Annotated in this window: 14 protein-coding genes; 6 read left to right on the top strand and 8 right to left on the bottom strand. The window is 61.7% G+C overall.

Annotated elements, in window-relative coordinates:
• From AB0280_RS01395 to AB0280_RS01385, 3 genes are all read left to right on the top strand, one after another.
• Entirely contained in the window at positions 1-1,434 is a 1,434-nt protein-coding gene (locus AB0280_RS01395) for a 2-hydroxycarboxylate transporter family protein (RefSeq protein ID WP_366366065.1), read from the top strand.
• A gap of 77 nt (positions 1,435-1,511) precedes the next feature.
• Positions 1,512-3,203, top strand: a complete 1,692-nt coding sequence (locus AB0280_RS01390) for a thiamine pyrophosphate-binding protein (RefSeq protein WP_366366064.1) — start codon at positions 1,512-1,514, stop codon at positions 3,201-3,203.
• 22 nt (positions 3,204-3,225) lie between these two features.
• Complete coding sequence (locus tag AB0280_RS01385) at positions 3,226-3,873, top strand: IclR family transcriptional regulator (RefSeq protein ID WP_366366063.1); 648 nt, start codon at positions 3,226-3,228, stop codon at positions 3,871-3,873.
• Between the two features lie 756 nt (positions 3,874-4,629).
• Here AB0280_RS01385 and AB0280_RS01380 read toward each other — a convergent pair.
• The 4 genes from AB0280_RS01380 to AB0280_RS01365 all read right to left on the bottom strand — a co-directional run bounded on the left by AB0280_RS01380 (position 4,630) and on the right by AB0280_RS01365 (position 10,691).
• Positions 4,630-6,003, bottom strand: coding sequence for an MFS transporter (locus AB0280_RS01380; RefSeq protein ID WP_366366062.1), 1,374 nt, complete (start codon positions 6,001-6,003; stop codon positions 4,630-4,632).
• Between the two features lie 620 nt (positions 6,004-6,623).
• Positions 6,624-7,310, bottom strand: coding sequence for a GntR family transcriptional regulator (locus AB0280_RS01375; RefSeq protein ID WP_366366061.1), 687 nt, complete (start codon positions 7,308-7,310; stop codon positions 6,624-6,626).
• A 325-nt stretch (positions 7,311-7,635) separates the two neighbouring features.
• Positions 7,636-9,243, bottom strand: a complete 1,608-nt coding sequence (locus AB0280_RS01370; RefSeq protein ID WP_366366060.1) for a GMC family oxidoreductase — start codon at positions 9,241-9,243, stop codon at positions 7,636-7,638.
• A gap of 119 nt (positions 9,244-9,362) precedes the next feature.
• On the bottom strand, positions 9,363-10,691 hold the full coding sequence (locus AB0280_RS01365) for a cytochrome P450 (protein WP_307493087.1): 1,329 nt from the start codon (positions 10,689-10,691) through the stop codon (positions 9,363-9,365).
• Between the two features lie 296 nt (positions 10,692-10,987).
• On the opposite strand from AB0280_RS01365, the gene AB0280_RS01360 reads away from it, so the two are divergent.
• The 3 genes from AB0280_RS01360 (at position 10,988) to AB0280_RS01350 (ending at position 14,505) form a co-directional block, all read left to right on the top strand.
• Positions 10,988-11,551: an HtaA domain-containing protein gene (locus AB0280_RS01360; protein ID WP_366366059.1), complete on the top strand. Its 564-nt coding sequence runs from the start codon at positions 10,988-10,990 to the stop codon at positions 11,549-11,551.
• A 318-nt stretch (positions 11,552-11,869) separates the two neighbouring features.
• On the top strand, positions 11,870-13,324 hold the full coding sequence (locus AB0280_RS01355) for an aldehyde dehydrogenase (protein WP_366366058.1): 1,455 nt from the start codon (positions 11,870-11,872) through the stop codon (positions 13,322-13,324).
• Positions 13,325-13,416: 92 nt separating this feature from the next.
• Positions 13,417-14,505 (top strand): zinc-binding dehydrogenase, encoded by a 1,089-nt coding sequence (locus AB0280_RS01350; RefSeq protein ID WP_366366057.1) that lies wholly within the window; start codon positions 13,417-13,419, stop codon positions 14,503-14,505.
• A 437-nt stretch (positions 14,506-14,942) separates the two neighbouring features.
• Here the strand turns inward: AB0280_RS01350 and AB0280_RS01345 are convergent, their stop codons facing one another.
• From AB0280_RS01345 to AB0280_RS01330, 4 genes are all read right to left on the bottom strand, one after another.
• Complete coding sequence (locus AB0280_RS01345; RefSeq protein ID WP_366366056.1) at positions 14,943-16,313, bottom strand: FAD-dependent oxidoreductase; 1,371 nt, start codon at positions 16,311-16,313, stop codon at positions 14,943-14,945.
• 143 nt (positions 16,314-16,456) lie between these two features.
• Positions 16,457-17,278 carry an SDR family oxidoreductase gene (locus tag AB0280_RS01340; RefSeq protein WP_110545689.1) on the bottom strand — a complete coding sequence of 274 codons (822 nt, stop codon included), beginning with the start codon at positions 17,276-17,278 and terminating at the stop codon, positions 16,457-16,459.
• Between the two features lie 49 nt (positions 17,279-17,327).
• On the bottom strand, positions 17,328-18,818 hold the full coding sequence (locus AB0280_RS01335) for an aldehyde dehydrogenase family protein (protein WP_366366055.1): 1,491 nt from the start codon (positions 18,816-18,818) through the stop codon (positions 17,328-17,330).
• 36 nt (positions 18,819-18,854) lie between these two features.
• Positions 18,855-20,249: an MFS transporter gene (locus tag AB0280_RS01330; RefSeq protein WP_366366054.1), complete on the bottom strand. Its 1,395-nt coding sequence runs from the start codon at positions 20,247-20,249 to the stop codon at positions 18,855-18,857.
• Positions 20,250-20,307: the final 58 nt, after the last annotated feature.

The following is a 20,307-nucleotide window of genomic DNA, read 5'->3' as shown; positions in this document are numbered from 1 at the left end:
ATGTCAACAAACCCACGCACCACGGAAACCACCACCGAACCAACGGATGACGCCATGAGCGAGACGGGCCCCGGCCCTGCGGGCGGCATTGAACACCCCGTCACCAAGACTGCGGGCGCCCGTCCGGGCACCCACTACCCCGGCCGGTCCGGATTCCGCATTGCAAGCGTCCCCGCTCCCCTCTATCTCGTCCTCGCGGGCCTCGTTCTTGCCGCTGCCATCACAGGCAACCTGCCGGATACCATGGTTGTCGGTTTTGCCACCACGATCCTCCTTGGCGGCTTGTTCATCTGGATCGGCAACCTGTTCCCAGTGGTCCGCGACTTCGGCCTTCCCACGATCCTGTGCACCTTCGCACCCGCCACGTTGGCGTTCCTCGGACTCATGCCCGGGAATCTCGTCAAGGTGGTGCAGAACTTCATCGACGGCCACGGCTTTCTGGATTTCTTCGTCGTTGGCATCATCGCCGGTTCAATTCTCGGCATGCCCCGGGCATTGCTGCTAAAGGCCGGCCCGCGCTTCGCGGTACCCGTGGTGGGGTGCCTCATCGCAACCTTCGTCCTGGTCGGCTTCCTCGGTCTGCTCACGGGTTTCGGGTTCGTTGAGGGCATCCTCTTCATTGCTGCTCCCATCATGGCCGGAGGGCTCGGCGTCGGCGCCCTGCCGATGTCCAAAATGTATGCTTCGGCGACCGGCGGCGATTCCGCCGCCTTCATGGGTGACCTGATGTCCGCCGTCGTCATGGCCAACGTGGTCTGCATCCTCATCGCCGGCATCTACAACGGTCTCGGCAAGCGAAAGAAGCAGCTCTTCGTCGGTTTCAACGGCCACGGCCAGCTGATGCGGATCAAGGGCCGCTCCGACGAGCTCACCCTGCCGCCCAAGCGCGACACTTCCTCCTTCATCGCCCTGGGCAAGGGCCTGCTCATTGCCGGCAGCCTCTTCGTCTTCGGCAACCTCGTCGGCGGCCTCCTGCCCGGACTGCACCCCTACGCCTGGGCCATCATCGCCGCCGCTGTGGTGAAGATCTTCGGTCTGCTTCCCAAGGACGTTGAAGAGGCCACGGCTGACTGGGGCGACCTGATCGGTGCTGTTCTGGTCCCGGCACTGCTGGTCGGCGTCAGCCTGACGTACATCAAGATCACGGACGTGATCGCCTCACTGAGCAACCCCATGTTCATCATCCTCACGATTTGCACGGTGGTCATTGCGACCGTGACCTCCGGCATCCTCGGCTGGCTGGTGAAGTTCAACTTCGTCGAAGCATCGATCACACCCGGCCTTGTCATGGCAGACACCGGCGGAAGCGGTGACGTCTCCGTCCTGAGCGCCGCCAACCGGATGCACCTCATGCCCTTCGCCGCCCTCACCAACCGCCTTGGTGGCGCGCTGGTCCTCTTCGTGACGTCGCTGATCGTTCCGTTCCTGACCTAAACCAGCAATCGCAAGGGCGGTGCCCGGCTCGAGAAGCCGGGCACCGCCCTGTGCCACCCTCCATGACAAGGACAACTATGACCAGCACCAGCACCGAAGCCCTGCCCGGCCAACCGCAAACGCTTCCGGACGAGGGCAATGTCGCAGCCGCCGTCGCCGGCGTGGTTGGGGACCGCGCCGGGCATTTGTTCGGCCTCATGGGCAATGGCAATGTCCATCTGATCAGCCGACTGACGCGCCTCGGCTGCCCCTTCACTTCCGCACGCCACGAATCCGCCACGGTGGCCATGGCCGATGCCTACTACCGGGCAACCGGGAACATCGCAGCAGCGACCACCACCTACGGCGCGGGTTTCACCAACGCCTACACCACACTCGCAGAAGCCCGGATAGCCCGGATCCCACTGGTCCTTATCGTGGGGGACGCGCCGTCCACCGGACGCCGGGGCTTCGACATCGACCAGACCAAAGCGGCGGAAGCCGCCGGAGTGGTCACCCTTGTGGCTGGACCTGGCAACGCCGAAGCCATCACCCACCGCGCCTTCGACCTCGCCCTTCAGACCGTCCAGCCCGTAGTGCTGGCCATCCCTTACGACCTGGCGACGGCCCCGCCGTCGAAACCCCACCCCCTCGAACCCATGCCCACAAAACGGGCGTGGCCGGCCGCCCCCGGCGACCTCGACCGGGTGGCCGGGCTACTTGCTGCCGCAGAACGGCCGCTGATCCTGGGCGGACGCGGCATGCTCCTCGCCGACGCCGTGGCTCCCCTCCGCCAACTCGGCGACCGCCTTGGCGCCCTCTTCATGACATCGCTCATGGCGGCCAACGCCTTCAACAGCCCCTGGGACCTAGGCATCGCCGGCGGGTTCACCCGGCTCCACCGCCTCGACGTCGCCCGGCAGGCTGACGTGGTCCTGGTCGTAGGGGCCAGCCAGAACCTTTTCCAAACCCGCTACGGCACCCTGTTCCCCGCGGACACGAAGATCATCCGGATCGACAACGAACCCGCCCCGGCGAACATACCCTCCGCGGAGTACATCCGGGCGGATATCCGCCCATTCATCGAGGGCCTCCTGGGCCGGGTGAAGGCTGCCTCGGTAACAACCTGGCGGGCCAATGCTCCGGAAGTATCAACTCCGGAGTTCCGCTCGTCGCACCCCAGTGAAAACCCTGACGAGTTCGGCCCGGACGGACGGCTGAATCCGCGGGCGGTGGTCGCGGCCCTGGACGGAATCCTGCCGGCCGAACGTTCCGTGGTGATGGACGGTGGACACTTCATCGGCTGGGCACCCATGTACCTCTCAGTCCCGGACCCACACGCCATGGTCTTCGTCGGTACAGCATTCCAGTCCATCGGAATGGGCTTCGGATCTGCCGCCGGCGTCTCCGTTGCCCGCCCCGACCGGACGACCGTCCTGGTCAGCGGCGACGGCGGAGGCCTCATGGGCCTGTCCGACTTCGAAACCTTCATCCGCGCCACCCGCAGAGGCGTCGTTGTGGTGCTCAACGACTCGGCGTACGGCGCGGAGCTGCACCAATACGCGGCAAAAGGGCTGCACGATCAGGCAATGCTGATCGACGAAGTGGATTTCGCCGCCATCGGCCGCGCCCTTGGCACGTCCGGCGTGAAAGTCCGGAGCATGGCAGACCTGCAGCACCTCCAGGACTGGCTGGACACCCACGACGAAGGAGTCTTCGTCCTGGACGTAGCCATCTCGCAGAAGGTGGTGGCCGAATTCATGACAGAATCCGTGGCCGCCAAGGGCTAGCCCGGCAGCATAGGCTTCTCGTATGCCGTCTCCTGAAACCAACGGAAACAACCGCACCCTCGAGCGCGCTGCAGCGATCCTCGATGCCGTGGGCCGGTCGGCCGTGTCAGCCAGCGAGCTGTCACGGCAGACCGGCCTCTCGGTGTCCACGGCGCACCGGCTGGCGCTGCAACTGGCTTCTTATGGGTTCCTCCGGCGCACTGATGCCGGCACGTTCCGGCTGGGCGACCGGTTCGTCCGGTCCGCGCTGGAAAACGCCGGTATGCCGGTTCTCCAGGAACTGCGGGACCGGACAGGTGAAACCGCGCAATTGTGGGTGCGACGGGGAGACGAACGTGTCTGCCTGCTCAGCGTGGACAGCCAGCATGAACTCCGCGCGATCCTGCCTCCCGGCTCAAGACTGCCCCTCCCCCAAGGATCCAGCGGCAGGCTGCTGGCAGCCGACGACGACGCGCTGGCCGAGTTGGCCTCCGTCGGCTGGATCGAGTCCATCGGTACCCGGACGCCGGGACTCGGATCGGTAAGCGCCCCGGTGCAAACAGCCGGAGGAATCGTCGCTGCGGTCTGCCTTGCCATGCCGTTGGCCCGCGTCATCTCATCACCGGGCAAGGACCATGGCGACCACGTCATTCACGCAGCAAAAAGGATCGCCCAGACGCTGCAGCAATGAACCCAATGGATTGCACGCGGCCCTCAAAGGACGTCCGCGCTACAACTGCAGCACAAATCAGCGGGTTGCTGCCTTCAAGGCGCTAAGTCAACTGGTTACACCGGCTTTCCGCGCCTCAACAGTCACAGCTGCCAACAGACCGGCGGGTTGAGCCTGCCGGCAGCTGCCGTCCAGTTGGATTACACCCCAAACCTGACGGTCGGGAGTAATCTTCGTCCTACCATGAGGTGATGAAAGGTACCGCCCCAGCCAGGGATAACTCCCTTAGGCGATCCACAGCTACTGCTGCCAGGGCGCTCCCCAACGGCTCCCAATCCAAGCCACGGAAAACCTAAATTGACCGCAGTCATGGAGGGTCAAAGTCACCAGCATTTCTGGCCCGCGATCGGCAAACACGGTTTATGCCCTGCCGGGGCAAGTTGCCGGAATCTTCAATATCGGCGCTTGAAATTGCCGGGCAGGTACCCGTCAGAGGTGTAACGCGCCCGGAAAATAAGGCTCGGTACGGAAACTGGATACGGGGTCGGCAGGACGCCAAGCGTTTTCTGTGCAGAACCAAGCAGAGAGCCGTCACAGGACGGCCCTCTGCTTGGTGCTCCTTAAAATCTCGTCAAGGGACAGCTCAGCCACCAAGGACCCTGGGATTGCGCATGCGTGGTTTTGGTGATATTGCGCGGGTACTCAGAAACACCAGTGGCGTTGCCGTAGGCCTGGAGACTAGCCGAAGGTTGAGGTGCTTCCCGTCGGGCAGGGCCTCTACTTGTCGTTGCCGTTGGTGAGGACAGGTTCCAGTCCAGGAGCCCCGGTTGATCTGATACCAACGGTACGCCGGTGTCGGTTGTCAATGGTTAGGGCGATGAATCCACCCAGGACAAGGAAGCCGGCCATGAGGAAGTAGGTCACGTCCTGAGTTCCGGTCAGATCCGTCACGAAGCCTGTTAGGTAGGGTCCCACGAAACCACCGATGCTGCCCAGACTGTTCACCAGAGCGGTTGCTGCTACTGCTGCAGTACCGGCTACAACCTTCGGAACAATCGCGAAAACCGTGGGGGCTATGGCGGAGAGCCCGAAGGCGGCGATGGACAGCATGACGATCAGGGTGAAGGGGCTGTCCACGAAGGCCGCCCCTAAGGCTCCCAGAGCACCGATTGAGCCGGAAAGCATGGTGACTGCGCCAGGTCGCCCGGTCCGGTCTGCCAACGTGGACAGGACGAGCGCACCGATAATTCCACAGATCCATGGGAGCGAGGTCAGCCCGGCTTGCATGGTGGGAGTGAAGTCGGCACCCAGTTGGGCCTTGAAGCCGGCGACGATGGTGGGCAAAAAGAACGTTAGGCCAAAGAACCCGAACGGGAGGGAAAAGAACGCGAGCGAGAGCAGGAGCACTTTAGGGTTTTTCAGGCCTGCCATTACGCGGTGGTTTGAGTCGCTGGCCACTTCCTGTTCCTGCGCGATAGCGGAAAGTAGTGTCTCCCTTTCCTCGGTGCTGAGCCAGCGGGCTTTCCGGGGTGAGTCAACCAGGAGGAACCAGGCCGCAACGCCGGCGGCTATGGCTGCGATACCGGTAATCAGGATCATGGTCCGCCACCCCGCTAGTCCGGGAATCAGGTCTTTTGAGGTAAGGGCGAGCCAGGTCATGAGGGGTCCGCCGATGGCGTTGGTGACGTAGGGGACGAGGAGGAACAGGGAGAACGCCCACACGCGACGGCTCTTGGGGATCCAGTACATGAGGTAGACCAGTACTCCAGGGGCGAAGCCGGCCTCAGCTACACCCAGGAGGAAGCGGGCGCCGATGAGCCATTCCGCGGACGGAACGAAGGCCATGAGTGCCTGGACGATGCCCCACGTGATGATGATGCGTGTCAGCCAAACCCGTGCGCCGAACCTCTGCAGCGCAATGTTGCTGGGGACTTCGAGCAGGATGTAACCGGCAAAGAAGATGCCTGATGCCAGTCCGAATACGGTAGCCGTTAGGTTCAGGTCGGCCGTCATTCCGTGTGGGCCGGCGAAGCTGATGGCGATCCGGTCGATGAAGGAAATGAAGTATAGGAGTCCGATGAACGGCATGATCCGCCAGAGGACTTTGTTTACCACAGCGCGCGTGGCGCGGGCTTCTGTAACTGAGCTCATGAATTTTCTCCGTTGAAAACATGTGGGAGCGGTGGCGCCGCGAGTGGGAGACGAGCCGGCGCGATGGCTGTGGCACAGCATCCGCCCTCCCCCTGGGGGCCTCTTACTCGCGGATCTGATATAGCAGATGGAGGGTGTGACGTTCGTTCAATGTCTTTTCGAGCTGAAGTGTTCGAGTTGGCTGTTCTTTGGATCGTCGCGAAGCCCGACCTTACGAATCAATTCCTCTTGCGTAGAACTGTTCGACACTTCGTTGCATAGATGTATCATGGATCACACCGAGGGTGCAAGAACGCCTAATGGAAAGTCCAGGTGAAGAACCGTCTGAGGCTAGCCCGGAACCCACGCCCGACACTCCTCCGCCCACATCCAGGCGGAAAACTCCTGTGGGTGCACGTGGTACAGCAAGGCGCGATAGTCAAAAGCGTGGCCCACGGCAGCGGACAGGGGCAGACTCATCCGCGGCGGGTGCTTGGGCCTCTGCACTTAGTGGGTTGGGACTATTTGGCGTGACAGGCTTCGCCCCTCTGAAGCCGAATAGCAACAAAAATTAGAGGATCACCAGCACGTCGCAGGCATTTCCGACGCACTGTTGCCGCCTTTCCATGGGGGCCGCGGCTCTACCCGTCGGCAGTTTCAGTTTCCTGCTCTCCCGGCGCATCCCTCCAGGGGTTGGCAAGAAAGTGCCCCTCCACATCGACCGAAGCATCCGGGTGCTTCACACCCTCCACCAAGTCAGAGTGCAGTTTCTTCCAGTGGTCAAGGCTGACCGTCTCCAACCATTCAAGGGACTGGAGTCGGCAAAGGCGGAACTCGATCATCAGCGCTTCGAAGGCCTGACTCAATCGCCTACTTCCGGCGAGATCCACGAGAGCTTGATGAAGCGCACAGTCGAGCTCAAGCCGGTCAGGCCAGGGAACATCGTCCGTCACGTCAAGTACTCGTTGGAGCGCTTCCTGAATTCTGTCACCAGGCGTGACTGCCCTTTCCTTGATCAAACGGTAAGCGGTTGATTCAAGGCTCCCCCGAAGAACAAGGATGTCCTCGTACTCGGCACGATCGAGAACGGGCACGGACCATCCCCGGTTTTCGCGGTAGGCAAGCAGACCCACCGACTCCAAGCGGGCAAAGGCCGAGCGAAGCGTGTGGCGGGAAATTCTCAAGGACGCCGCCAGCGGCGCTTCCTTAATCCTTTGGCCTGCCTCAAACCGTCCGCTCAGGACCTCGCGTCGCAGATACGCCTCGGCCGCGTCCACTGCGGAGACTGTCTGGAATGGAGCGGGCGCGGTATTGCTGATTACAGTCATGTCGTTTTCCCCTACCGGTGCGGAGTGACGGGACATTCTCCTGATCAATCATTTCACACAGTTGAACTGTTGCACGGCCCCTCCACTGGTTGTTCGTTCCCGGGCGGCGAGGGCAAGGCCCCGAAGCGAGGTGGTGAGGGCGGAGCATGGATAACCGGTCAAGAGCTGTGGTCTTAGTGCCCGTTATGGCGCAAATTCGAGAGGATCGTGGCGACCGCGTGGCCAGAGGTGTACGGCAGGCGCGGGTGCTCCCGCATGAACCCGACGAGATGGGTTCCCTACGGGAGCGCCCGCGCCGACACATGCTCTCTTATCGTGTTGGTTTTCAGGATTGGCTAATGAACTCCGCCCCACGTTCACCGATCATCAGGACGGCGGCATGTATGTTCGCCGTTAGCTCGCCGGGCATGACGGAGGCGTCGACAACCCGGAGCCCGTCCACTCCGTGGACTCGCAGCTGGGGGTCCACGACCGACATGGCATCAGTTCCCATGCGTGTTGAGCCGGCGTAGTGGAAGGCAGTGTCGGCGTTGTCTCTGATGTAGTCCAGGAGGCCTTCGTCGGAGTCTCCTTGGGGTCCTGGGGCAATCTCCTGTACTCCCAGTTCCTGTGGCATGGCAGCGGCGATTTTCTGGGCAATGCGCATTCCGGCCATGAGTGCTCGACGGTCCTCTTCCTCGGCAAGGTGATTGAAGACGAACGCGGGGCTGGCGTCCGGGTCTGCGGAGGTGATGCGGGCGTAGCCGCGGCTCTTCGGGCGCCCCTGGTACATGCCCAGCCGGAAACCGGAGAAATCGGCCAGGTCCCAGCCCTTGTCCCCTGGCATGAACGGCAGGAAGTGCAGCTGCAGGTCCGGATCGCCCGTGGAGCCGTTGGTGCTGAGGTAGGAGCCGGCAAGGGACGCCCCGATGGTCAGGGGGCCGGTGCGATTGCCCAGAAAGTAGCGGCTGCCGTTGAGTGCCTGCTGGATGGGCGTCCGCATGAGCCGGTTGAACGTGTGCTTGCTCGTAGTGACGTATTTGCGGCCCACTTGGACGTGGTCCATGAGGTTTTCGCCCACGCCCTTGAGTTCGTGCACTACCTGGATGCCGAACCCTTTCAGCAGTGCAGCCGGGCCGATGCCGGAGAGCTGGAGCAGCTGGGGGGTCCGCAGGGCACCGGCGCTGAGAACGATTTCCCGCGCTGCTGTGACGCTCAACTGCTCGCGGCCCTTGCGATAGGTGACTCCGACTGCCCGCTTGCCGTCGAAGTTGATTTTAGTAACTGTTGCCTCGGTGAGGACGGTGAGGTTGTCGCGCCTGCGGGCCTCCTTAAGGATCGTTTGGGAGGTGGAGGACCGGACGCCGTTCCGTGTGGCAAGGTCCCAGTACCCTGAGCCTTCAGGTTCCCCGGAGTTGAAGTCCACGTGCTTTCCGGTGCCCAGGACCTTTGATGCGGCGTCGATGTAGGCATCGGCCAGCGGGTTCGCCCAACGGGCGCGTTCGATTCCGATTGGTCCGTGGCCGCCATGAACCGCGGTGTCTCCTCGATGGTCGGCCTCGTACCGTTTGTGGAAGGGCAGAACGTCGTCCCATCCCCACCCCTGAGCTCCAGCGTCGACCCATGCCTGGTAGTCGCTTTTGGTTCCGCGTACGTGGACCAAGCCGTTGATGGCACTGGAGCCGCCGACGAGTCTGCCGTAGGGCAGGGCGTAGCGGCGTTCCTTTAGTTGCCGCTCGGGCTCGGTCTGGTAGTCCCACGAGGTGTACTTGTGGTTGAAGATGATCTTCGCGAAGCCCAAGGGGATGCGGGACCACAGGCTCTTGTCTTCCGGGCCCGCCTCGATAAGTAGAACCTGGTTGACGGGATTTTCCGACAGGCGCGAGGCGACCACCGATCCTGCAGAACCAGCTCCTACGACGATGTAGTCGAACTGACGTGGCAGATGGCTCATGGGCTATATGCCTACCTTTCATATTTCGATGTCACCCTGCTGAACGGCAGGGCTTGAAGAGTCCTGGTCACGTCTCTGCCTGAAAGCAGGGTGGGAGCGCCAGGGTGAAGATGACGGGATCAGTCCACGAGCTCGAATCGGACAGGAAGGGACTTCAGGCCTCCCACGAAGTTGGTCTGAAGGACTTTTCGGGGGCCGGTCAGTTCGATGTTTCTGACACGGGGCAACAGTTCTTCGAGCAGGACGCGCAGTTCGAGCCGGGCAAGTGGCTGGCCAAGACAGGAGTGGGGTCCACTGCCGAAGGCAATATGGGGGTTGGGCTTTCGATCGTGGCGGAACTTTGCGGGCTCGGCAAAGATATCCTCGTCGCGGTTGGCGGACTGGAAGAGGAGCATCATCCGGTCCCCGGCACGGATTTTGGATCCCCGCAGTTCATAGTCTGTTGCCGCCTGGTGGACGAAGTGTTTCACCGGCGAAGCCCAGCGGAGGCCTTCGTTGATGAGGGCCGGGATGAGCGACAGATCATTTTGGACTGCCTTGAGCTGGTCGGGGTGTTTTGCCAGCTGCTCAAAGATCGTCGCCGCAGTCGTGGAAGTCGTGTCATGCCCGGCCCCGGAGATGGCGATATAATACCCGATGCAGGTCTTCATGGGGTAATAGTCGCCATTGCCCTGGCGCGCGTTTGCGATAAGGCTGGCCAAATTGTCCTGGGGGCTGCTGCGGAGGCTTTCGACGAGGTTAATGTAGTAGGCCTCGAAATCCTGGATGTTCGCCGAGTTCTGCTGGGCCGCCGCGGTTGCTGCGTCGCCGCCGAGGTCCTGGCGACGGGACTCCGGGTCGTTAGCGCCGAAGCGCTCATGGGCAAGCTTCATGATGAGCGGCTCGTCTTCCGCGGGAACCCCGAAGAGCGTCATGATCACGTGTAGCGGGTAGAACCATGCAAATTGCCGGGAAAAGTCGACCTCATTGATACCAGGGGCAAGCCTCTGGGAGATCACATGGTTGGCTAATTGCCGGATGCGATCATCCCATTTCTTCAACTCCATCGGCTTGAACCACCCCTGCGCAATGTCGCGGATGAGGGTGTGTTCGGGTGGATCCATCATCTGGAGGGATTCGAGGGTGCGGAGAGTGCCGTGGGTCTTTCTGGTCCAGGCATCGCCCGCGGTGGTGTTGAGGATGGGATTGTGAGATCCCGGGTTATCGCTGCCGCCGGCATTGTGGAATACCTGTGGCTGCCGCTCGATTTCAAGAATGTCGGCATGCTTGCTCACCAGCCACAATGGGTCGTATCCCTCTACTTCGGCCTTGGCCAAAGGGGCATTCTTTCGAAGCCATTCGTAGGCACTGAACAATGCCTCCTCATCCAGATGACCTTCAGGCAGCACGATCTGGCGTGCAATGTCGTCTGGTACCTGTGCACAGGTCTCGGCTTGGGCTGCAGTCACAACTCCTCCTTCATGGTGTTGGCTCTCAGCGGGCGGCACGGGGGCGAACATGATATGCCCGAAGGCAATGGCCCTTTGGGCGCAACATCGCGCGGTTGAGCGGCCCGGTGCCTAGGTGTACTGTGGGTCGCATCACAATAACACAGTTCTACTGTTACACACTTGTCCAACCGGGAACGCAGTGACGTTCGAACTCCTTGAGCCTTCGTTGGGCGCGCGTCCCGCTCCAGTTGCGGACACGTCAGGGGCATGCCCTCTCACGTCAAGTATTGAAGAAATGAGAAAAAGAGAATCCGATGACAGCAGAAGCCCAACCCACAGCCGTGCCCGACTTTATGGACCCATTGCTCCAGCGGGGGGCCCGTGACCTCACCTGGGGCATAAAGGCGTCGTTCCGCACCTATTTTGAACGACTGCCCGACCATGCATATGACCTCTCGGGCGGGGCCAATCGGACCGAAGGCGGAGGCTTCCGGTTCCCGGGGCGCGGAGCACCGACAATGGCTGAGAACGGCGTGTGGGTCATTCCCTTCTCTGGCCGGCTCGTTTTGACTGCACACTTCGGGGCACTGTCCGTGTTGATTGCCGATCCGGAGGTCCAGGTTTCTCCTCAGGGGCGAGTGAGCTTGTCCGCCACCATAGACGAGGTGGAGGGCCGGCCCGCTTGCATGGTAATTGCAGACCTGGCATTCCAAGGTATGGGTGCCGAGCAGATATCCCCTGAAGCAAACTTCTCTGCGTCATTGGCCCGCGAGGGCCAATACCTGTTTATGGGAAACTACTACGCCGGCGACCCCCTGGACCCAGTGAGCCTGAAATCGAAACCACTTCCGGAAAGGGTGGCCGAGGAACACCAGTAACAAGTACTACCGCGATCGCGGCGACCGCGGCCCCGGCAACGAACCCCCACAGCCGTTCTTGCCGGCCCGATCCCATGTGCTTGAAATCACCACGACGGCGGGGTACGTTTGACTAACTGTCGAACAGTTCGACATTTGATTCGCTACTAGCCGATAGAAGTCGCCCGATCCTGACAGGGCAGTCCAGGAATGGCACCAGTGCTTGCGTAAGAGCACGCTCCGCTCACCGCTACAACGAGGGTATTGATCAGCCGCCCCCTGGATGTCCCCCAGGGGACAGGAAATAGGGTGCCGGCGCTAAAGAAAAGGAAGTTCCCAATGACGACCATCGAATATGACGGGCTCTACATCGGGGGAGAATGGGCCGCCCCGGCCGAGGCGTCGTGGATTAAGGTCCACTCTCCAGCAACGGAAGACTATGTCGGACGTGTCCCGAATGGAAGGAACAAGGACATCGACCGGGCAGTACGAGCCGCCCGGGACGCGTTCGATGATCCTAGAGGCTGGTCGCGATGGGAACCCCACGAGCGCGCCAACGTGCTGCGGCAGTTGGCCCGAGAACTCGAATCACGCGGGGCGGAAACGGCCCGCCGGGTGAGCATCCAGAACGGGATGCCGATCGAGCTCTCGGAAAAGTGGGAGACCCGCAACCCCGCCACCCTGCTGAACTATTACAGTGACCTGGTCACCGGCCAGGCGGACGAGCTGCGGCAGGGCATCAAGGGCAAACAAACCCTTGTCACCCGGGAGCCAGTTGGGGTCGTTGCGGCCATTGTTCCCTGGAACGTGCCCCAAAGCATCACCTTCCTGAAGCTTGCCCCCGCATTGGCGGCAGGATGCACTGTAGTCCTGAAGCCCGCTCCTGAAACGGTCCTCGACGCGTTCTTGCTCGCGGAAGCGGCGATGGCCGCAGGACTGCCCGCGGGAGTCTTGAATATCGTCCCGGCCGCCGGCGAAACCAGTGGATACCTCGTCCGCCATCCAGGAATTGATAAGGTCTCCTTCACCGGATCGCCCGAAGTCGGCAGAGGCATCGGCGAGATCTGCGGGAGGCTCCTTCGTCCAGTCACCTTGGAACTGGGTGGCAAGTCTGCCGCCATCGTCCTGGATGACGCGGATCTGGAAAACAACGTCGAAGCCCTCCTGTCATCAACGCTGATGAACAACGGGCAGGTGTGCTGGCTCTCGACCAGGATCCTTGCGCCTCAATCCCGCTACGACAAAACCGTTCAAGTCGTCAGCGACATGGTGTCATCCCTGGAAGTGGGAGATCCGCTGGCCCGGGAGACCCGGGTTGGGCCGCTGGTGTCGGCTAAGCACAGAGAACGTGTCGAAGGCCTGGTACGGCAGGGCCTGGCTCAGGGTGGCCGTGTCACCGTTGGGGGCCGGCGTCCGAAAGGCTTTGACCGGGGCTGGTACCTTGAGCCCACAGTCTTCGCGAACGTTGGCCGCAAAGATGCCATTGCCCAAAAGGAAATTTTTGGCCCCGTTCTGACGGTCATCCCCTACAGCGGTGAACAGGATGCCATCGAGATTGCCAATGACTCGGAATACGGGCTGGCCGGCAGCGTGTGGACAAGGGACGAAGAGCGGGGTCTGAGGGTCGCGCGTCAGGTCAGGACCGGAACGATTGGGCTTAACGGCTACGCGACTGACCCTGTGGCACCTTTTGGAGGTGTGAAGTCCAGCGGCCTCGGACGGGAACTCGGACCAGAGGGACTTGGCAACTATCAAGTACTCAAATCCATCTTCCTCAACCGGCCTAACTCTTAATGCTGCTGCCCCCGGAAATAGCGGGCAATCTCCCCCAACCCATTCATATATCCAGCACACGTGCTGTACACAACACACTTTCGAGGAAATCAATGAAGGCCGCAGTAGTGCATTCCCCCGGCGCCGGCTTCGTAATCGAGCAGGTCACCCTGGACACGCCGCGTCGCAACGAGGTGCTCATCGACGTTAAGGCCGTGGGCCTTTGTCACTCAGATCTGACTCTGGCGAGTTCGGACCTGGGTTTCGCCATGCCGGCAGTGTTCGGGCACGAAGTAGCAGGCATCGTCACCGACACCGGCGATGACGTTCGCTCTGTTGCCCTTGGTGATCATGTGGTGGGAACCCTGATTCGCTTCTGCGGCGAATGTGAACGCTGCCTGTCGGGCCGGTCGTACTACTGCAGATACTCGCATCGAACGGAGCGATCACCGGAGGACCCTGCTCGAATCAATAGCCCCGTGGGCCCAATCAACCAGGCCTTCGGTCTGGGCGGCTTCGCCGAGAGGGCTCTCATTCACGAGAACCAATTGGCCGTGGTGCCCAAGGACATCCCGTTTGAACAGGCGGCCCTTCTGGGATGTGGCGTGATTACCGGTGCCGGCGCGGTGCTGAATACCGCCGGCGTCGGCCGGGGCGAGACTGTGGCCGTCGTAGGGGCAGGTGGCGTGGGGCTGAATGCAATCAGCAGCGCGGTCATTGCCGGCGCGTACCCCATCGTCGCCATTGACGTCTCGGATGCAAAGCTCGAACGAGCCCGCAACTTCGGCGCCACGCACACGATCAACTCCTCAAACCATGACCCAGTGGAGGAACTCCGCCGGGTGATGCCCCAGGGAGCCGACTACGTCTTCGATTTTGTGGGATCAGAATCTGTAGCCCGGCAGGGACTCGAGATGCTTTCCTATGGCGGGGGCCTTTACCTTGTTGGCATCGGCGGGAAAGACGTCTCAATTCAGGTCGACGCGATGACCTTCATGCGCAACCGAAACCGCCTGGAAAGCGTGTACATGGGATCCGCGAATCTCAAAGTGGATATCCCCTACTTCGCAGGACTGGCAACCCGCGGCCTTCTACGACTCGACGAACTCGTGACCGAGACGATAGGCCTCGATGAGATCAACGAAGGCTATCAGCGGCTGAAAGACGGCTCCGTTGCTCGGATTGTTGTGGCCAACCCTTAACACCTCCACGGTGAAATCCGCTTACCGCCTCCGCACCCAACCGGAGGAACACCTCAAGCTTCGGCCGAGCCCTCGCGGAGGGCCGGCCGAAGCTTGAGGTTGAAGGTCCTGAGCCGTGGAGGCCTAAAGTTTCCCCTTGGATGCAACCAGGGTCGCCCTCGTTAGGCTCTATCCAGGTTTCGAAAGCACGCGGACCACCCTGGCGAAAACGGCTGCTGACTCAGCTGTGCTTTTAGCGGCTTTTCAGCATGGAGACCAGACTCGACGCTCCCTGACCGACCGTTCGAAAGCAGTACGGATGTGCGCTCCAGCGGTGCCAGAGAATCAATCCGTTAACTGCCACGGTGCCACAGCGGCAGCGTCCACTGGCATGACCGGCGTTTCGGCTCGGCTCCGCCGTCCGTTTCAGGCAAGCCAGCCAGACTGCGAAGGACCTGTCAGGAGGCGCTGGAAGCTGCATGCCGGGCTGTAATGCGACCGAAGACGGCACCTTTGCCCAGGGACGTTCCGGTCATGTAGGCCGCGCCGTGGAAGCCGCCGGTCACTTCCCCGATTGCGTACAGTCCCTGGATCACGTCCCCGTCGACGTCAAGGACCTGGCCGCTCGGGTTGATGGTGATTCCACAGTAGGTGGTGGTCATGAGTGACTTGGCGGGGTAGGCGTAAAACGGGGCGGTGTCGATGGGCAGGAGATCCCCGACCCCGTTGCACAGCTTGGCTCGGCCAAACTCGTCGGTTTGATGACCAGCCACAGAGGCGTTGTAACGCTCGATTGTAGAGGCCAGGGTCTGTGGGTTGATGCCGGCTTTGATGGCAAGTTCTTCCAGGCTGTCCGCCTTATGGACGTGGCCAATGTCCTCAAGAGTGTCGATGTCCTTGAGCGGGATGCCCCTGTGCGACTTCGCGCGCACTTTGGCGTCGAATATTTCAAAACCGAGGCCTTCGGGCTGTCCAAGGACCACGCGGCCGAGGGTCTTATAGTCCTGGGACTCGTCAACGAATCGCCGGCCGTTCTTGTTGACGATGATTGCACCCATGTAGTACGCGGTCAGTAATTCGTGGAACTCTTCGCCGGTCTCGGGATGCGATCCGTAGGTACCGGACACGAAGGACATGTCTGCCATGCCCGCGCCGAGTCGCCACGCCATTTTTAGGCCGTCGCCGGTATTTCCCTTCCCGCCGTACGGGAGGGCTGCCAGTTGTTCCGGGGCGAAAATCTTCAGCATCTCCTGGCCCCGGCTAAATCCTCCGGTCGCCAGGATGACGCCCGCGGCGGCGGTGAAATGTGCCTCGCCTCCGGGTGTTTGGGTTACGACTCCAGTTACCCGCCCCGAACCGTCTTGAATAAGCCGGGTGGCCCGGTGATTAAGGCGGGTCTGGCCTCCAAGGTCGGTGAAGTCGCGGTGAAGTGTCGCGAGGACCTCTTTGATGGCCGAGTTGTGGCTGCGCCGGGCGGACTGGCCCGAACTGATTTCTACCTCCCGGAAGACCACGCCGTGCGACTTCAGCCAACGGTAGGTATCTTGCTGGTTCTTCAGGTAGGTGTCGAGGAGTTGCCGGTCATTGAGGTGGTTGCCCACGTCCAGGAGGTCCTGCAGGAACAGTTCCGACGAGTCTGCGATATCCTCCGCCGCTTGTTCTTCTGTGCCGGAGAAAGCGAACCAGCCGCCGCTCATGGCTGAGGATCCACCGAGGTTTTCGGTTTTCTCAAGCAGGACCACCGAGAGCCCGGCTTCGGCGGCGGAGGTTGCGGCCGTTTGTCCAGCGATACCGGATCCGACAACGACGAGGTCAAAGGCGTGCGTCATTTCTTGGTCTTTCTCTTCGGTGATTATTTGGCCCGGCGGGAGGGCGGCGGCGTTCGGGGATTTGAATCCGGGCGGGCCATCGCCCGGCATGGACCAGGTGTATCGGTTACCGCCGATACACCTGGTCCTCTTGAGGGCAGCCTTTAGCTTTTGGCGAGTTCCTTGGATTTCAGGGCAGCCGCTGCTCCCCCGTCCACCATCAGGCTGACGCCATTAACACCCGAGGCCATGTCGCTGTTCAGGAAGAGAAGAACCTTTGCGGGCTCATCCGGCCGGAGATAGTGACCGAGCGGTGTCGGGTACTCCTCGAAGTACCCTGCTCCGAGCACGTCACGGAACTCGGCCCCCATGGGTGTCTCGGTGAATCCGGGCATCACGGCATTCTGTCGGATACCACGCTCCCCCCGGGACGCCGCCGTGAGTGTGTTCCATGCGTTCACAGCCTGCTTGGACACACGGTAAGCCGACGTCGGACGGCGTGGTTCAAGCAGCTCCTGGTTCGCCTCGAACCAATCAATGGCCTGCTGGAAACTTCCGGCCTCCATGAGCTCCTGATAGGCGTCAGCGTGGGCGTGCCAGTTTTCTCCGGCGTTGGATGCGATCGTGGCGATAGCTCCCCCATCATTGAAGTGCTTCAGGGCCTCGTCGGTCAGATGCCGGACCCCTGCGAAGTTAATGAGGAACGTATCCAAGTCACTGGTGCGGTTGCCCGGCACCCCGACACAATTGAAGAGCGCATCGATCCCGTCGCCGATCGAATGGATGGCAGCGCTGATGGCGTCCGGGTTTTTCAGGTCGACAGTTTGATGGCTTGTCACGGCGGCTGCAGGTTCCTTGATGTCAAGGACATGGACCTCGGCGCCCGCACCGACGAGGAGGTTGACGGCGGCTGCGCCCATCCCGGCCCCTCCTCCCCCGGTCACGACTACCTTCTTGCCGGCGTAACTGGAAGCGATGTCATTCATTCTCTTTTGTCTCTCTCTATAAGGTGTGGGTGTCGACCGAGGGGTGGATTTATCCCCGTGCGACACCCCAGGTGATGGCCTTGGTCTGCAGGTACTCATCGATGCCCCACGCCCCGTACTCACGTCCGAGGCCGCTGGCTTTGTAACCGCCGAAGGGTGCACTGGTGTTAGGGAAAGCTCCGCCGCCTCCGTTCACTACCACGCCTCCTGTCCGCAGCCTGCGAGCGATTTCGTACGCCCGGACCGGATCTTTGGCATGGACGGCACCGGACAGCCCATAGGGGTTGTCGTTGGCAAGAGCGACGGCTTCTTCGTCCGAGTCGAAACCGATGACCACGTTGACCGGCCCGAAGAACTCTTCGCGGGCGATAGACATGTCGTTGCTGACGTCGGTGAAAAGAGTCGGCTCGACGTAGTAACCGCGGTCCAGGCCGGCGGGGCGTCCGCCGCCGTAAACCAGGGTGGCACCTTCGGCTCGGCCTGTCGCGATAAGCTGCTCCACCTTGGCCCGCTGGGCCTCGGAGATGAGCGGTCCCATGTCGGTCGCGGCATCAGCAGGGTCACCTACGCGGACCTTGGCCAGCAGCTCGACGACTTTTGCGACCAGTTCTTCGCGGCGGGAGTTGTGTACCAGCGTCCGGGTGAGCAGCGAACAACCCTGGCCTGCCTGCTTGGTCGTATGGGCGACCACTTCTGCGGCGACGGCATCAAGATCGGCGTCTTCCAGCACGATGTTGGCGCTCTTTCCACCGAGTTCCAGAATGACCTTCTTCAGCGAATCCGCGGCCTGGGCGTAGATTTGGCGGCCTACAGCATCCGAGCCGGTGAAGCTGACAATGTCGACGGCAGGGTGGGTGGTCAGGACCTTGTTTGCTTCCCTGCCACCGGTGATCACGTTCAGCACGCCGGTGGGCAGCCCTGCCTCCTCACCTATCTCCGCGAGAATGAGTCCTTCGATCGGGGTGGTTGAGGCCGGCTTCAGGACCACTGTGCATCCTGCGGCGAGTGCGGGCGCCAGCTTTGTCATGTTCAACCAGAGCGGGAAGTTGTAGGCGCTGATCAGGACGGCAACCCCGAATGCCTCGCGGACAGAGACACCTTGGCCGATGCCCTGGCCGACGTGCATGGGCAGGGGCTGCTCCCACTCGAATGAGCCCATCGCAGCTATCGTCGCTTTGAGGTGTTTGATGGCGCCGGCGACCTGCGCGCCGTCGGCGAAGGAACGGGCGGAACCACATTCGGCGATGTTGATGTCGACGAGTTCATCCTTGCGGCGCTCCATAATGTCAGCGAAGCGCTGCAGGATCACGCGCCGATCCGCAGGCGTGGTGCGCCCCCATTCTCCATCGTCGAATGCCTGACGGGCCGCGAGCACTGCCCGCTCTGCATCTGCAGCGGTGGCTGCGGAAACGTAGGCAATGATCTCCTCGGTGGCGGGGTTCTCCACTGGGATCAGGGTCGTCGGGTCGGGCGTCGTCCATTCGCCGTCGATGTACAGTCCATGGTTCCGCACGCTTGTGCCGGCTGCTGTTATGGTCATCAGTTTCTCTCTTTCGCCTGTGTAATTGGATATGTCTTAGCGTGTGGTGTCGGCGGGCGCTGCTTCGGCCGCCGAATCTTTGGAGATCCGGCGCTGCATCTGCCGCGTGATCCCCAGTTCCGGTAGAGGGGTTCGGAATGTTTCCCTGGACAGGAGCGCCGCCACGGTGGCAAGGAGGGAACAGGCCACGGTCATGAGGGCGACGGGCAGCCAGTTTTTGGCGTCCCCGTTTTGAAGTGCGGAGCCCAGCGTTGGGGAGAAGCCGGAAACCACGATGCCGAGCTGAAGTCCGACGGCCATACCGGTGAACCGGACGTTGGCCGAGAACATCTCTGAGAAGAACGCGGGGTAGGCCCCATCGGCGCAGGCGATGGCAAACCCTGTCAGGGCAACGTTGACCAGAAAGACCATCGGGACATTGCCTGCGTCGAGAGCCGCAAAGTAGGGGAATACCAGTACGCCGCTGCCGAGCGCACCGATGATGAAAACGGGTTTCCGGCCGATCCGGTCTGACAACAGGCCGAATACCGGTCGCGCTGGAATGCACACAGCCTGGCCGACGGTGGCGACCAGGATCAGGGTGGTGCGGTCGATTCCTTGAGTAACACCGTACGCAAGGCCGAACACCGTGACAACGGTCTGAACAACGGCGAACAGGTTTGCGGTTGCGACTTTGAGGATGCCCTGCCAGTTCAGCCGGAATGCCTCGAACAGCGGGACCTTCTTGACCTGCCTGGCACCGTGCGTGGTGACCGCTTCCTTGAAAATCTCGGGCTCCTCAAGGCCGCGCCGGATGTAGAGGCCGACCGCGAAGACAATGACGCTGAGCAGGAAAGGAACGCGCCATCCCCAGGAGTAGAGTGCCTCGTTGGGAAGGGCAGTGACCGGAATCATGACCAGGTTGGCGAGGAGCATTCCGATGCCGACACCAACCAGGGAAAAGCTGCTCAAGAAGCCGCGCTTGCCTTCTGGAGCGTGTTCCATAGTGAGCGAACTGGCTCCTGCCAGCTCGCCGCCAGCGGAGAAGCCCTGCAGCAGACGGAGCACGACAAGCATTATGGGGGCAAAGACCCCGATCTGGTCATAGGTGGGCAGGCAGCCGATGAGGAAAGTAGCCGCTCCCATCAGGGCGAGCGTCAGGATAAGTGCACGCTTGCGTCCGAAACGGTCCCCGATGTGGCTCAGTGCCACAGCCCCGACAGGTCGTGCGATGTAGGCCACGCCAAAGGTGGCGAAGGAAGCGATAACCGCTGCCCCGCTGCCCCCAAAAAAGAGTTTGGGAAAGATGAGCGCCGAAGCGGCGGCGAAGAGGGCAAAGTCGTAGTACTCCAGGGACCCACCCATGAATGCTGCAATTGCAGCCCGTCGTGGCTGGGTGGGGCGGGAGGCGGGTTGGCTCCTGCCGGTTGCTGCGGTGTTTTGGACTGACATTTTCAAACTCCTTTGTTTGCAAACGAACTGTGAACGCCGGTTGGTCTTAGATGATGGG

Source organism: Pseudarthrobacter sp. 902506025 (assembly GCF_040702325.1).
Classification (GTDB): Bacteria; Actinomycetota; Actinomycetes; order Actinomycetales; family Micrococcaceae; genus Arthrobacter.
The sequence above is the reverse complement of the archived record's forward strand: the minus strand, read 5'-3'. Positions and strand labels throughout refer to the sequence as shown.

Bases quoted from the DNA above. Each gene is read 5' to 3' on its own strand.
- AB0280_RS01340 (WP_110545689.1), bottom strand. From the start codon at position 17,278: ATGAATGACATCGCTTCCAGTTACGCCGGCAAGAAGGTAGTCGTGACC.
- AB0280_RS01355 (WP_366366058.1), top strand. From the start codon at position 11,870: ATGACGACCATCGAATATGACGGGCTCTACATCGGGGGAGAATGGGCC.
- AB0280_RS01345 (WP_366366056.1), bottom strand. From the start codon at position 16,313: ATGACGCACGCCTTTGACCTCGTCGTTGTCGGATCCGGTATCGCTGGA.
- AB0280_RS01385 (WP_366366063.1), top strand. From the start codon at position 3,226: ATGCCGTCTCCTGAAACCAACGGAAACAACCGCACCCTCGAGCGCGCT.
- AB0280_RS01360 (WP_366366059.1), top strand. From the start codon at position 10,988: ATGACAGCAGAAGCCCAACCCACAGCCGTGCCCGACTTTATGGACCCA.
- AB0280_RS01390 (WP_366366064.1), top strand. From the start codon at position 1,512: ATGACCAGCACCAGCACCGAAGCCCTGCCCGGCCAACCGCAAACGCTT.
- AB0280_RS01380 (WP_366366062.1), bottom strand. From the start codon at position 6,003: ATGAGCTCAGTTACAGAAGCCCGCGCCACGCGCGCTGTGGTAAACAAA.
- AB0280_RS01370 (WP_366366060.1), bottom strand. From the start codon at position 9,243: ATGAGCCATCTGCCACGTCAGTTCGACTACATCGTCGTAGGAGCTGGT.
- AB0280_RS01350 (WP_366366057.1), top strand. From the start codon at position 13,417: ATGAAGGCCGCAGTAGTGCATTCCCCCGGCGCCGGCTTCGTAATCGAG.
- AB0280_RS01335 (WP_366366055.1), bottom strand. From the start codon at position 18,818: ATGACCATAACAGCAGCCGGCACAAGCGTGCGGAACCATGGACTGTAC.
- AB0280_RS01330 (WP_366366054.1), bottom strand. From the start codon at position 20,249: ATGTCAGTCCAAAACACCGCAGCAACCGGCAGGAGCCAACCCGCCTCC.
- AB0280_RS01395 (WP_366366065.1), top strand. From the start codon at position 1: ATGTCAACAAACCCACGCACCACGGAAACCACCACCGAACCAACGGAT.
- AB0280_RS01375 (WP_366366061.1), bottom strand. From the start codon at position 7,310: ATGACTGTAATCAGCAATACCGCGCCCGCTCCATTCCAGACAGTCTCC.